The sequence below is a fragment of the Cobetia sp. ICG0124 genome, from assembly GCF_004006355.1.
Classification (GTDB): domain Bacteria; phylum Pseudomonadota; class Gammaproteobacteria; order Pseudomonadales; family Halomonadaceae; genus Cobetia; species Cobetia marina.
The window spans coordinates 1880975-1893459 of sequence record NZ_CP024893.1 but is presented as its reverse complement, the minus strand read 5'-3'; the positions used below and the strand labels follow the sequence as shown (position 1 = coordinate 1893459).

Annotated in this window: 11 protein-coding genes and 1 pseudogene; 2 read left to right on the top strand and 10 right to left on the bottom strand. The window is 62.1% G+C overall.

The window, feature by feature from the left end; genetic code table 11:
* Positions 1-8: 8 nt before the first annotated feature.
* Genes CU110_RS08775 through CU110_RS08760 form a run of 4 tightly spaced genes read right to left on the bottom strand, consistent with a single transcriptional unit; the run spans position 9 to position 2207 of the window.
* A complete protein-coding gene (locus CU110_RS08775; RefSeq protein WP_084208760.1) occupies positions 9-335 on the bottom strand; it encodes a S24/S26 family peptidase in 327 nt (108 codons plus the stop codon).
* 28 nt (positions 336-363) lie between these two features.
* Positions 364-864: a superoxide dismutase, Ni gene (gene sodN / locus CU110_RS08770; protein ID WP_084208759.1), complete on the bottom strand. Its 501-nt coding sequence runs from the start codon at positions 862-864 to the stop codon at positions 364-366.
* Positions 836-1078, bottom strand: coding sequence for a hypothetical protein (locus CU110_RS08765; protein WP_127735580.1), 243 nt, complete (start codon positions 1076-1078; stop codon positions 836-838). The genes sodN and CU110_RS08765 overlap by 29 nt, the downstream gene beginning before the upstream one ends.
* 25 nt (positions 1079-1103) lie before the next feature.
* Positions 1104-2207, bottom strand: a complete 1104-nt coding sequence (locus CU110_RS08760) for a tetratricopeptide repeat protein (protein ID WP_127735578.1) — start codon at positions 2205-2207, stop codon at positions 1104-1106.
* 91 nt (positions 2208-2298) lie between these two features.
* On the opposite strand from CU110_RS08760, the pseudogene CU110_RS08755 reads away from it, so the two are divergent.
* A pseudogene (locus CU110_RS08755) lies at positions 2299-2718 on the top strand (NAD(P)H-dependent oxidoreductase); the annotation flags it as partial.
* 208 nt (positions 2719-2926) lie between these two features.
* On the opposite strand, the gene CU110_RS08750 reads toward CU110_RS08755, so the two are convergent.
* The 4 genes from CU110_RS08750 to dctP all read right to left on the bottom strand — a co-directional run bounded on the left by CU110_RS08750 (position 2927) and on the right by dctP (position 8665).
* The gene (locus CU110_RS08750; protein ID WP_127735575.1) at positions 2927-4633 is read right to left on the bottom strand and encodes a gamma-glutamyltransferase family protein; all 1707 of its coding nucleotides are present in this window, start codon (positions 4631-4633) and stop codon (positions 2927-2929) included.
* A 79-nt stretch (positions 4634-4712) separates the two neighbouring features.
* Entirely contained in the window at positions 4713-5552 is an 840-nt protein-coding gene (locus CU110_RS08745; RefSeq protein ID WP_054556070.1) for a sulfite exporter TauE/SafE family protein, read from the bottom strand.
* Between the two features lie 132 nt (positions 5553-5684).
* Positions 5685-7502: a TRAP transporter large permease subunit gene (locus CU110_RS08740; RefSeq protein WP_127735572.1), complete on the bottom strand. Its 1818-nt coding sequence runs from the start codon at positions 7500-7502 to the stop codon at positions 5685-5687.
* Between the two features lie 71 nt (positions 7503-7573).
* The gene (dctP, locus tag CU110_RS08735; protein ID WP_077376697.1) at positions 7574-8665 is read right to left on the bottom strand and encodes a TRAP transporter substrate-binding protein DctP; all 1092 of its coding nucleotides are present in this window, start codon (positions 8663-8665) and stop codon (positions 7574-7576) included.
* 563 nt (positions 8666-9228) lie between these two features.
* On the opposite strand from dctP, the gene CU110_RS08730 reads away from it, so the two are divergent.
* Positions 9229-10131 (top strand): hypothetical protein, encoded by a 903-nt coding sequence (locus tag CU110_RS08730; RefSeq protein WP_127735567.1) that lies wholly within the window; start codon positions 9229-9231, stop codon positions 10129-10131.
* A gap of 20 nt (positions 10132-10151) precedes the next feature.
* Here the strand turns inward: CU110_RS08730 and CU110_RS08725 are convergent, their stop codons facing one another.
* Positions 10152-10604 (bottom strand): Lrp/AsnC family transcriptional regulator, encoded by a 453-nt coding sequence (locus CU110_RS08725; protein WP_084208752.1) that lies wholly within the window; start codon positions 10602-10604, stop codon positions 10152-10154.
* 1 nt (position 10605) lies between these two features.
* Positions 10606-12282: a bifunctional UDP-sugar hydrolase/5'-nucleotidase UshA gene (gene ushA / locus CU110_RS08720; RefSeq protein ID WP_240665334.1), complete on the bottom strand. Its 1677-nt coding sequence runs from the start codon at positions 12280-12282 to the stop codon at positions 10606-10608.
* Positions 12283-12485: the final 203 nt, after the last annotated feature.

Genomic DNA, 12485 nt, shown 5'->3' with positions numbered 1-12485 from the left:
AGAAAGGCTCACGTATTGTCTTGAGAGAAGGTGTGGATCACTCGCCCTTTGACTCGCCGACAAGACAGCAAGCCCATCTTTTCAGTCGAGGCACTGTCCGGATGGGTACCTTCCAGCCATAGCATGCCGTCTGGTTGTATCTCACGGATGCGCTTGATGATGCGGCCGAAGTGGGGGTGCTGTGCCACCACGATATCCCCGACGCGATAGCGCGATCTCCAGCGTTTCAGCGTGACGACATAATCTCCCGGCGCAAGGCCGGGAGACATGCTGAGTCCATTGATGCGATAGAGCCCGATGGGCATCCGTTCACGCTTGATCAATTCACTCTTCATCAGTTCTTTGGCGCGTCATGTCGTTGCCTCAATCCAGCTTCGGATAGACGACAGTTTCAGACGGCGGATACGGGCAGATGGCGGTAAAGGTGGTGAGTCCCTTGGTATCCCAGAACGCCGCGGCGAATTCATTGATGAGGGTCAGCAGCTTTTCCCCCTTGTCCCGCTCGATGCCCTGTTTGCAGGCAGAGCCGGCCAGCATGATGCTGTGGACCAGTGCATCGATGTCCGGATAGGCGTCACGCTGCGGCTGCTTGATGTAGTCGCCCCAGATGATGCGGATCTCATGCTTGGCTTTCTCGACGTGGCTTTCCTTCTGCTCCACCAGACGGGCGAGCAAGGCCTGGTCTGCCAGCGTCAGGCTGTCCTTCTGGCCCAGCTCATTGATCAGGTCCATGAAGCGGATCACGCTGAGTGCGGCGATCTGCGCAGCGGACGGGTCATAGATCTTGCAGGGAATATCACAGTGCGCGGAGGCCGCAGGGAGTGAGACCAGTCGGTCAACGGTGCGGAGCAGGGCATGAAGCATGTTCAATCCTCCTTTTGCTGAGTGTTGTGACGTTTGTGACGCGACTGACGAATGACAAAAAGAATGCGGTTCCGATGACGGCTGCGATGGCGCCATAGAACAGGGTGTGAACGAGGGGGCTGCTCCAGTCACTGTGGTCATGTCCCGGGTGGGCCAGTGCCGTATTGGCGGCGGTCAACAACAGCAGTCCACTCGCGATGAGGGGTTTCTTCATGCCATATCTCCTGTGGGGGTGAGGATCAGTGATGGACCCGCGTCGCCGCATGACGCGCGGGGGTTGGCCGATAAGTCCGCTGACGAGAGACGCCCAGCCATTGCACGGTATTCATGATGTCCATTCGCACCTGGCCACTGCCGCGCAGCAAGGCTTGCTGGTGGGCATGGCACAGGCCCGGGGCGGAAAGCGCATGGGAGAGGCGGGCATGGGCAGCCTGCAGGGCGCTCATCGCCTGCGGGTGCTGCCCTTGGGCGCGATAGAGCTCCGCCAGGTTCTGATAGCTCACCACCAGCGCCGCGACGCCGCCTTCCGGGTCTGCACCGGGCATCAGAAAGATGTCTGCCAGGTGGCAGGCACTGAGATAGTGCTGCTCTGCCATGACGTAGTCGCCCTGTTCGAACAACGCATTGCCTGAGTGGGTTTCACGCTTCCATTGGTCCATGAGGACCTCCTGTGACCGGGTGTCGTCGGGTGAGGCAGAGGGTGTCGGACATTCAGGTGTCAGGGGCGCTGTCGGGGCTGAGGCATAGCGCTGTCTGGCCGTGTGCATGATGGTCTCCATGCTGGCGTAGACCATGTAGAGCTCTCCCAGATGCTTGTCTGTCCTTAGCGTGGCATCGTGAAGCGGCAACAGACCGAAGCGCTTGAAGATCTTCATGTTGGCGCGCTTGCACAACGCCAGAATCCCATCACCATTTCTGGATTTCACATGGCGTGCCGCTGCAGCCATCAACAGATTGCCATGGGCGAAACGTTTGGCCTCCGGGGCCATTACCAGACGGCTGAATTCATAGATGGCACCTTCTGGGATGGAAACGACATCACTGTCGTCAAAGAGGGTGCGCGACTCGAGACCGCCAGGTGTGATGCGAATGCTGCCCAGCAAGGTATCGTGCTGTGTGTCCATCAGGCAGATATGCTGACTGTTGCTGTCGATCACGTCATCGTGGTCCGTGTGCTTCTTGAGATATGCCTTGGCGACACCATGGTGTTGGTCACGCAGCTTGAGGACCTGCTGGAAAAGTGGATGGCGACGACCGAAGAATGACACCGTCTCTCGATGGGTCTGATGCGTGAAAGAAGAGGTGAACTGCGTGATGACGGCGACGTCGTGACTGTCTTTCATTCCCTTGCTGACTCCTCGTTTCCTGAGGTGGATGAGATATCTCATGCTTGTGGGATGGTAAAGCTAGCACTTTATTAGTTTTAGTGCATGTTTGTTGCGTCGCCATGACCCCCCATCCCCCGCACGTCTGGGAGAGCGGGTCGCCAGATGTTGCATGGCCAAGCTTGAGGAAAGTGGTCATGAAGCGGTGTTGATCGACCCTCTGGATTACGATCTCTCGGCCCCCTTCAAGCCGCTGTTTTCCTATGCACAACGCAATGCCCCGCAGGACTTGCTCAATCTCGCCCAGGAAATAGAGTCGGCGGATGGCTATGTGATGGTCAGCCCCGAGTACAACCATTCCATGAGTCCGGCGTTGGCCAATCTCCTGAATCACTTCGGCAGCTCGCTCTACTCCTACAAGCCGTCGGTGATCGCGACCTATTCCGCAGGACAGTGGGGTGGCGTGCGGGCGGCGGTCAACATGCGCACCTTCCTCTCGGAGCTGGGCTGCCTGCCGGTCTCGGCGATGATCCACGTGCCCCGGGCCCAGGACGTGCTCGATGAGGACGGCAGCTACACCGAGACTCAAGATGCCCAGAAATGGAGCGGCTATCTCGAGCGGGCCTTCGAACAACTTGCCTGGTGGGCGAATGCGGCCAAGCGCTATCACGAGAGTGAAGAGGGTGAAAAACGCCCCGGCGCCTTCACGCGCAGCCCCTCGCAGCGCAACGCGCCTTTCAGGTCAGCGCCGCGCCACCATCGCTGCGTGGGTCATGTGCGGCCTCGACCTGTCCATCCGGGTGACGCATCACCGCGCCGGCGTGACCCAGCGTATCGCTGTAGGCGTCTTCCAGCACCTCTACTTCATGCCCCAGCTCCCTGAGTGCCTCCGCCACGTCACCCTCAAGGCGCGATTCGAGCTTGAGGCTGGTGCTGACATCGCCCCAGGTGCGGCCCAGCAGCCAGCGTGGAGCACTGATCGCGGCCTGCAATGACATGCCGTGGCGGGCGATGCGCGTGAAGACTGCGGCCTGAGTCTGCGGCTGGCCTTCACCGCCCATGGTGCCGAAGGCCATCACACGGCCATCATCGAAACACGCCAGTGAGGGATTGAGGGTGTGGAAGGGCTTGCGGCCCGGCGCCAGGCTGCGCAGTCTGGCGGGCGCCAGATCGAACGCCAGCCCGCGGTTCTGCCACATCACGCCACTGCTGGGCAGTACCATGCCACTGCCGAACTCCCAGTAGACGCTCTGGATGAAGCTGACGGTAGTGCCCTCGCTGTCTGTGGCGCCCATCCAGATGGTGTCGCCCTCGGCGGGCTCGTGGGGCCATTCCAAGGCGGCCTGCATGTCGATCATTGCCGCCTGCTGAGTCAGGGCATCCTGTGAAAGATGTACCTGTTGCGTCGCGATGCCGCTTTCACCGCTCAGCCCGCCCTCGAGGCATTCCGGAGAGGTGATCAGGCTGTCGCGCACCAGGAAGGCGCGTTTGGTGGCCTCGATCAGCGCATGCAGGTGACGCGGTGTATTGCCCTCCGCTTCGCTGATGCCGTGCCTGGCGCTCAATTCATCGTAAAGCCCCAGAATCATCAATGTCGCCAGACCCTGGGTCGGGGCGGGCAGGTTGTATACCTCACTGTCGCGCAGACGCACCTTGAGCGGCGTGACGCGTTGGGCGCGATAGCCGTTGAGGTCCTCCAGGCGCAGCGGACTGCCGGCGGACTGCAGTTCCTGCGCCATGTGCGCCGCCAGCTCGCCTCGGTAGAAATCGTCCAGCCCGGCATCCGCCAGGCGGGCGAGGGTCATGGCAAGCGCCGGCTGACGCAGGCGGGCGCCTTCCTCGAGCGCCATCGGCTCCCCTGACTCGCTCTGACCCAGATAGCGCTGCGCAAACCCGGGTTGCCGTGACAGCACGGCCAGGTGCTTCTCGCTCAAGGCTTGCTGGCTGGCGCTGACCGCGACCCCGTCATTGGCATGGCGGATGGCCTGGCGCAACAGCGTCGCGAGGGGCAATGGCGCGCGCTCGGCGTCGGAGGTGTCTGCCGAGAAGGCCAGTGCCTCCTGCCAGCCGCCGATGGTACCGGCCACCGTCAAGGCGGACAGCGGCCCACGGGTGGGGATGCTGTCGCCATTCACCAGGGGAGCGCCTGTCTCGTCATCGGCCACACCGTAGCCTTGCGCGGCGTAGAACTCTCGGCTGGCCAGCGCCGCGGCCGGCCCACAGGCATCGATCGCGATGGGGGCGAGACCGGGTCGCTTGATCAGCCAGAAGCCATCACCGCCGATACCATTCATGTGCGGATAGACCACGGCGATGGTCGCGGCCATCGCGACCATCGCCTCGATGGCATTGCCGCCGTCACGCAGGATGTCACGGCCGGCCTCTGCTGCCAGATGATGGGGGGCAGCGCAGGCCCCGCCGAATCCTCGTCGGGTATGCATCATGGCGTCTTGCTCCTGTGAATGTCGTTGTTGTTATTGCGCCGTTGCTATTGCGCCGTTGTCATTGCGCTGAGGGCGGAGATCAGCTGCCGGTGAACAGGTCGTAGAACATGCGCAGTGCCGTGAACATCAGGAAGATGGCGAAGACCTTCTTGAGCTTGGCGGCATCCATCGCATGGGCCAGCTTGGCACCGATCGGCGCACACAGCATGGTCGCAGGCACGATGGCGGCGAAACCGAGCAGATTGACGTAGCCGATGGAGCCCGGCAGCAGGTTCGGCTCCCCGATGCCATTGAGCAGGAAGCTGGCGGTGCCCGGCAGGCTGATCACCAGCCCGAGCGCTGCGCCCGTGCCCACGGCCAGGTGCATCGGAGTGCCGAGGGTGCTGAGGGTCGGCACGCTCAGGGTGCCGCCGCCGATGCCCATCAGGGTCGAGACGCCACCGATGAAGGTACCCAGCGCACCACTGCCCAGCGGGCCCGGCAGGCCAGTGCCCAGCACTGTGGACTGACGACGGAACATGTTGAGCGCCACGAGGAAGGCGACGGTGGCGAACAGCCCCATCAGGACCGCGCCGCTGAACAGGTTGGACAGCAGGCCGCCGATGATGACGCCGATGATCACGCCCGGCAGCAGACGCTTGAGTATCGCCGGGTCAAGATTGCCCTTGGCGTAGTGGGCCCTGGCCGACATGATCGAGGTGGGAATGATGGTCGCAAGCGAGGTGCCGACCGCCTGGTGCATGCGGACCGCCTCATCGACACCCAGCAGGCTGAAGAGGTGAAAGAGCACGGGCACGATGACGATACCGCCGCCGACCCCCAGCAAGCCGGCCATCACGCCGGCAATCATGCCGGTGACGATGAGTGCGGCGATCAGACCGAGAATCCAGTGCAGTGGATAGGCTGAGAACAGTTCCATGGTGTTTCCTTGTAGTACCCGTATGGCGCGGGGTCATTCATTGCTGGTGAAAGTTGCCGACAGACGACATCGGCAGTCGAGGCATCTCCCTGGAGCGCTTTCTCTCGCGCTGTCTCCGAGGGGGTGACCGGGTTACCAGCCGATGGCGTCCGGCAGCCAGGTGGCAAGACCCGGGAAGCAGAACAGCAGCACGACGGCCATGGCCTGCAGTCCCACGAAGGGGAGTACGCCGAGATACAGGTGGCGTGTCGTGACTTCCGGTGGCGCGACCCCCTTGAGGAAGAACAATGCCCAGCCGAAGGGAGGCGTCAGGAATGACATCTGCAGATTCATCGCCACCAGTACGCCCAGCCATACCATGTCGGTGCCATAGCCGATGAAGACCGGCAGGAACATCGGCAGTGCGATATAGCTGATCTCGATCCACTCCAGGAAAAAGCCGAGCACGAACAGTATCACCATCAGGAAGATGAGAGCGCCCAGTTCTCCCCCCGGCAGCAGATTGAACAGGTCATGCACCATGTTCTCGCCGCCAAGGCCGCGGAAGGCCAGTGAGAACGGCTGCGCGCACAACAGGATGAAATAGACCATGGCGGTGATGGTCAGGGTCGAGTGCAGGCAAGCCTTGAGCATCGGGAAATCGAGGCGCCGCGCCAGCAGTGCGATCACGAGACTGCCCAGTGCGCCCATCGAGGCCGCCTCGGTGGGGGCGGCCACGCCACCCAGAATTGAGCCCAGTACCGCGAAGACCAGCATCAGCGGCGGAATCACGCTGCGCGCCAGATCCCTCAGCAATTCCTTCATGCCGCCAGCGGCGGCGCGCTCCTCTTTTGGAATGGCCGGGACGAGTTCCGGCTTCCACCAGCCCAGCACCAGCAGGTAGACGATGTAGATGACCGCGATCGCCAGGCCCGGCACGAAGGCCGCGGCGAACAGGGTACCGACGGATTCGCCGAGAATCTCCGACAGCAGGATCAACACGAGGCTCGGCGGAATGATCTGCCCCAGGGTGCCGGAGGCGCAGATGGTGGCCGAGGCCACGCCCGGGTGATAGCCGCGGCGCAGCAGGGTCGGCAATGTCAGCATGCCGACGGTGACCACAGTCGCACCGACGATCCCGGTGGAGGCGCCCATCAGCACGCCGACCAGAATGATCGCGATGCCCATGCCGCCGTTGACGCCGCCCATGGCGCGCCCGATGGTCTCGAGCATGTCCTCGGCGACCCGCGATTTCTCGAGCATGACCCCCATGAACACGAACAGCGGTATCGCCAGCAACGTGTAATTGGTGACCACACCATAGAGACGTGCCGGCATCAGGCTGAACAGCAGCGGGCCGAAGCCCGCCAGACCCGCCACGAAACCGGCCACCGCCAATGAGATCGCGACCGGAATCCCGATCAGCATCAGGATCAGGAAGCCGCCGATCATGCTGAGGGCAATCCACTCATTCGGACTCATGAAGGCACCTTGCAGCAAGGCGCGCAGGCAATCCGCCACGCCCTGCAGGGCAAGCGCGGCGAAACCGATGGGGATGAAGGCCTTGAGCAGGTAGCGATAGGGCAGGCCGCCGGGGTCGGGTGAGCCTTCCATCAGCTGATACGACTGCTCGGTATAGCTCAGGCCGAGCCAGGCAATGGCCGTGCCGATGGCGATGGTCATCAGGGCGCCGAGCAGATCCACCAGCGCACGCCCCTTGGGGGAAAATCGATCATAGAAGACATCGACGCGAACGTCGGCGCGATGCTTGAGGGCATAGGAAATGCCCAGCAGCGCGATGGGGGAAATCAGATGCCACTCGAATTCCTGGAGTGGCACGGGACTGATGCTGAAGAAGTAACGCAACAGCACGTTACTGGCGACCAGCACCACGAGTGCCAACAGCGAGTAACGGGCAATGATGCCCAGCCGCTCGATGATGCCCTCGAGACAGTGGATGACATGCAGCATGACATGACCTCACGAACGCCACGACGGGACAGGCCGTGGCGTAGACAGGGGGAGCAGGGAGATGTCAGCCGTCAGAGTGCCAGGAAGGTCTTCTCGCTGACGGCGGCCCATTCCTTGTGTTGATCGCGGAAGGCCATGAACGACTCGTGCACACGTGCGGTGTCTGGATCGGCGGCCGCCATGTCGGTCAGCGTCTTCTCGGTGACTTCCTTCAGGCGCGCCACCACGGAATCGGGCAACGGCTGAGCGGTGACGCCCTCGTTTTCCACCAGATCATTGAGCGCTTCGGCGTTCACCGACTCACACCAGGCCTGGCTCTCGACATTGCACGCCTGAGCGGCGGCCTTGACGATGGCCTGCAGGTCTTCCGGCAGACTCTCCCAGGCGGCCTTGTTGATCATCAGCTCGGTCACGTTGGTCGGCTCGTGCCAGCCGGTGGTGTAGTAGTACTTGGCAGCCTTCTGAAGCCCCAGACGGCGGTCCTGATAGGGGCCGACGAATTCGGCGGCATCGATGACACCGCGCTCCAGCGCCGGGAATATTTCGCCGCCCGGCAACAGGCGCACGGCGACGCCCAGCTCGGCATAGACCTTGCCGGCAAGCCCCGGGATACGCATCTTCAGGCCTTTCAAGTCCTCCACCGTGTTGATCGGCTTGCGGAACCAGCCGGTCATCTGCACGCCGGTATTGCCCATCGGGAAGGCGATCAGTCCCTTGGGGGCGTACAGCTCATGCCATAGCTCCAGGCCGCCACCGTGATACAGCCAGGCATTCATGCCCTGGGTATTCATGCCGAAGGGGACGGTAGTGAAGTACTGGGCAGCGGGAATCTTGCCGGCCCAGAAATAGGCATTGCCGGCGTTCATCTCCACCACGCCACTGGCGACGGCATTGAAGCCTTCCAGTGCCGGAATCAGCTCACCGGCCGCAAAGTGCTGGATCTTCATGCGCCCGCCCGACATGGCTTCCACCTTGCGGCAGAAGTCGGTCGGGCTACCGGGGCCCTCGACATAGAAGGGCGATCCCGGGCCGTAGGCATTGGTCATCTTCCATTGATAGGTCTTGCTGGATTCCGCGCGCACGATGGCGGGCGCACCCATCACGAGTCCAGCGGTTGAGGTTGCCAGAGCGGCACCCAGGAACTTGCGACGATCGAATGTCATGGGAGGTTCTCCTGCGGACGGATGACCAGTAGTGCCCCTGCGGCGGTGGATGTGCGGATGCGGCAAGGGGAGCCTGTACGGCGTGCTGACATCGAGGTCAGCGATCTTGTTGTGTCGGTGTTTCTGCATGCTCTTGAGTAGCGATGTCTTTCATTTGTCAGTTTTGAGGCTGTCATTTGTCATCGCGCTACGGGGATGACTCTGCAAGCCGTGTGCCATTTCGCCGCATGAGAAATTTTCCCAATTATTTCAATGAACTACGTGCAAGATTAGGGCGCTGTTTTCCGTTGAGAATGCGCGCATGCGTCTCCGGAGTTGCACATGTGAGACCGTGGAGCCGCTGATGTGCGGAGTTCAGTGCCTGACAAATGTCAGAAGATCACGCCAATCGCGGCATTTGTTCATCGATAGCATCACGGAAGGTGACATCTGGCTCGCGAATGTGGGGTGGTGATGACCAATTGTCATGCTTGCCGCATTACGGTGCGCTTGAGTCATCGCGGTGCAGACGACAGTCAGCAAGCCCGGTGGCATCATGCGGATTTGCCCTGTTGGAGCCTTGCATGTCACCTCATGATTCTGACGATTCCGCTTCTCCCACGCCGGCCACGTCTGCCGTCTCCTCCACGCCTTTCGCGAGACATGCTGGCGTGCGCCTGCCTGCCGCCCCCGGCGCACCCACTGACGCGCGAATACCCCGCGCCTTCCTGATCGCCATCCTGCTGGTAATGGCAGTGCTTGCCTGGTGGGAGCTGCCCCAGCAGTGGGCACGCGATGTCATCGATGCCACCCTGGGGCAGGCCTTCAGTGCCTTCGCCATCGCCAAGGGCCTGAACGCGACCATCTCGGTGCTGCAGTCCTCGACCATCGACCTGCAGGTATTTCAGGTCTCGCCCGGGGAGGCGCTGGACCCCGCCAATGACATGATCGAGCGCTTCTCGTGGGTGATGTTCGCGGCGACCGGCTCATTGGCGCTGCAGAAATTGCTGCTGGGCATCTCCGGTTCCGTGATCATCAAGAGCATGACCACCGTGGCCTGCCTGCTGGCGGTGTTCGGCCTGCTCTGGTGGCAGCAGGCACTCGTGCGCCTGGCGCTATGGGGCATCGCGCTGCGCTTTGCCGTGCTCAGTGTCGCGCTGGCCAGTGGTGTGGCAGGCCAGGCCTTTCTCGATGACAGCCGAGATGCGCAGATGGCGCAGCTGAGCGTGACGCAGCAGCAGCTGGCGGAAGTGGCGGACAAGCAGGTGGGAGGCGAGCACGAAGAGCGCAGCTGGTGGCAGCAGTTCAAGGGCAGCATGGAAGGCTGGGTCGGCGGGCCGATCACCAGTGTCACCGAGGGCTTTGATGCCATGACCGACAAGGTGATCGATCTCACCATGCTGTTCATCACCCAGACGGTGCTGTTCCCGCTGGGCTTTCTGTGGGTCACCATGCGCTTGCTGCGTGGGTTGGGTCGCATGCATTGATTCGCGACCCCGGCGCGTGCTTATAGCCGTGCGCCACCACGACGGTGCTTCACGCGTGTCATCAGCGACTTGCAGTCGACGGAGAGTATCTCGTCACGATTGAAGATATGTTCGCGCACGAAGCTGTCGAAGGCTTCGTAGCTGTCAGTGAGGGTGTGGATGTGCAGGCTTTTCAGGTCGCTCATGATGTAGAGGCTGACCACCTCGACACAGGCGGAAAGCTCCTCGGCGATACGCTCGATGGCGCTGGGTGCGACGGTCAGGTCCACGAAGGTGGAGATACCCTTGCCGAGCTTGTCCGGGTTGATGACGGCGGTGAACTGCTCGATCACGCCGCTCTCGACCAATGCCTGGACTCGCGTACGGGCGTGGGCACGCGAGATGCCCAGCTTGCGGGCGATATCGGCGTAGGACATGCGACCGTCCTTGATCAACAGGTTGAGCAGTTCGCTGTCGGTGCGGTTGAGGTTCATGTTATTGATAGACAATCTCGCCCTGGGGCGCGTACGCCGAGACATCGATCGGGCTCTGCTGGGCCAGATAGGCCTTGAGCACATCGGCATCGACGAAGCCGGTATCCAGGTAGCCCGGCAGATCAGTGACCTTCGGATAGCCATCCCCGCCGGCGGCATTGAAGCTTGGAACGCTGAAGCGATATTGCGCGCTCATGTCCAGTGGCTGGCCCTGGATCATCACGTCAGAGACGCTGCCCTCGGCCCGGTCGACCTGCATGCTGATACCGGCAAACTGGGCATAGGCGCCGGAGTCCACCGGCTGGGTCGCCACGGCATTGAGGTAGTCGAGCACCTCGCTGCCCGACATGCTGACGACCCCCACGGTGTTGCCGAAGGGCAGTACGGTCAGCACATCCTTGTAGGTGATCTCTCCTTCAGGCAATGAGGCGCGCACGCCACCTGAGTTCATCACGCCGAAGTCTGCCTTGCCGGCCTGCATGGCGGCGGTGGCGATCAGGCGGCCCAGATTGGTCTGGGCAAAGCGCACCACGTCGCGATCCCCCTCCAGCTTGCCGTTGCTCTGCGCGACGGTGACATTGAGCTGCGCCTGGCCCTTCTCCTGATAGGGGCGCAGGAACTCGAGCAGCTCACTGTCCTCGGCGATTTCCTCCTTGACCAGCACCTTGTGACGCTCGCCGTTCACTTCGACGGTCTTCTTGAGGTTCACCGGGATCAACTGATAGTTGAGCATGGTCAGCTCGCCATTGCGGAACTCGTAATCGGCACGCCCCACGTACTTGCCCCACTCGTGTGCCTGCACGATGTAGGTACCGTTCTGACGGTCCGGCTGGCAATCATCGCCGGGCGCAAAGTCCGCCATCCGGTTGACGCCCTCCATGCACACCGGCTCCTGGGAGTGCCCTCCGACGATCATGTCCAGCGCACCGGTGGGCAGGTAGCGCGCAAGCGCGACGTCGCCCGGCGCGTTGATGCCATGCTCGGCATTCTGATAATGCCCCATGTGGGTGACGGCGAAGATCAGGTCCGGCTGCTCATGCTCGTTCAGTTGCTCGATGACCTTGCGTGCCTCTTCCTTGGGATCGCGAAACTCGAGATTGCTGAAGTACTCGGGATTGCCGATGCGCACGGTGTCTTCGGTGGTCAGGCCGATCACCGCGATATGGACGCCGTCTTCATCGAAGATCCTGTAGGGCGCGAACAGACGCTCGCCGGTGGCCTTGTCGTAGATGTTGGCGGCCAGCATCGGGAAATCGGCCCAGTCGCGCTGCTTGAGCAGCACGTCCAGCGGGTTGTCGAATTCATGATTGCCCACCGCCATGGCGTCATAGCCGATGCGGTTCATGCCCTTGAAGTCAGGTTCGGCCTGCTGCAGATCGGACTCCGGCACGCCGGTATTGATGTCTCCGCCGGACAGCAGCAGCACGCTGCCACCCTCGGATTCCACTTCGGCGCGGATACGGTCGACCAGCGTCTTGCGCGCCGACATGCCGTATTCGCCATCGCTGCTGCGCCAGAAGCGACCGTGATGATCATTGGTGTGCAGCACCGTCAGGTGATAGGACGTGTCTGCCTGCCATTCATGGTCCTGATGGCTGGCGCAGGCGCTGAGCGTGCTCAGCAATGCAGCCCCCAGCAGGGTCTTCAGCGCCAGGCGCGAGCGGGGGGATGTGCGCAAGCCCGGCGCGTTTGATGAGGTGAGTCGAGTGTTCAGCATGAGCGATACGTTCCTTGTGTCTGGCTCCGAGGCGCTATGGCGCCTTCCAGCCTCAAAGTGCTGATTGTCAGGGTGGCGATTGCAAGACTATTGATGAGAAAGCGACCGACATGAAAAAACCGGCCAATGATGCGCCGGTTCTTTCATGTCTCATTGCGGCGCCT

Bases quoted from the DNA above. Each gene is read 5' to 3' on its own strand.
- CU110_RS08775 (WP_084208760.1), bottom strand. From the start codon at position 335: ATGAAGAGTGAATTGATCAAGCGTGAACGGATGCCCATCGGGCTCTAT.
- sodN (WP_084208759.1), bottom strand. From the start codon at position 864: ATGCTTCATGCCCTGCTCCGCACCGTTGACCGACTGGTCTCACTCCCT.
- CU110_RS08765 (WP_127735580.1), bottom strand. From the start codon at position 1,078: ATGAAGAAACCCCTCATCGCGAGTGGACTGCTGTTGTTGACCGCCGCC.
- CU110_RS08760 (WP_127735578.1), bottom strand. From the start codon at position 2,207: ATGAAAGACAGTCACGACGTCGCCGTCATCACGCAGTTCACCTCTTCT.
- CU110_RS08750 (WP_127735575.1), bottom strand. From the start codon at position 4,633: ATGATGCATACCCGACGAGGATTCGGCGGGGCCTGCGCTGCCCCCCAT.
- CU110_RS08745 (WP_054556070.1), bottom strand. From the start codon at position 5,552: ATGGAACTGTTCTCAGCCTATCCACTGCACTGGATTCTCGGTCTGATC.
- CU110_RS08740 (WP_127735572.1), bottom strand. From the start codon at position 7,502: ATGCTGCATGTCATCCACTGTCTCGAGGGCATCATCGAGCGGCTGGGC.
- dctP (WP_077376697.1), bottom strand. From the start codon at position 8,665: ATGACATTCGATCGTCGCAAGTTCCTGGGTGCCGCTCTGGCAACCTCA.
- CU110_RS08730 (WP_127735567.1), top strand. From the start codon at position 9,229: ATGTCACCTCATGATTCTGACGATTCCGCTTCTCCCACGCCGGCCACG.
- CU110_RS08725 (WP_084208752.1), bottom strand. From the start codon at position 10,604: ATGAACCTCAACCGCACCGACAGCGAACTGCTCAACCTGTTGATCAAG.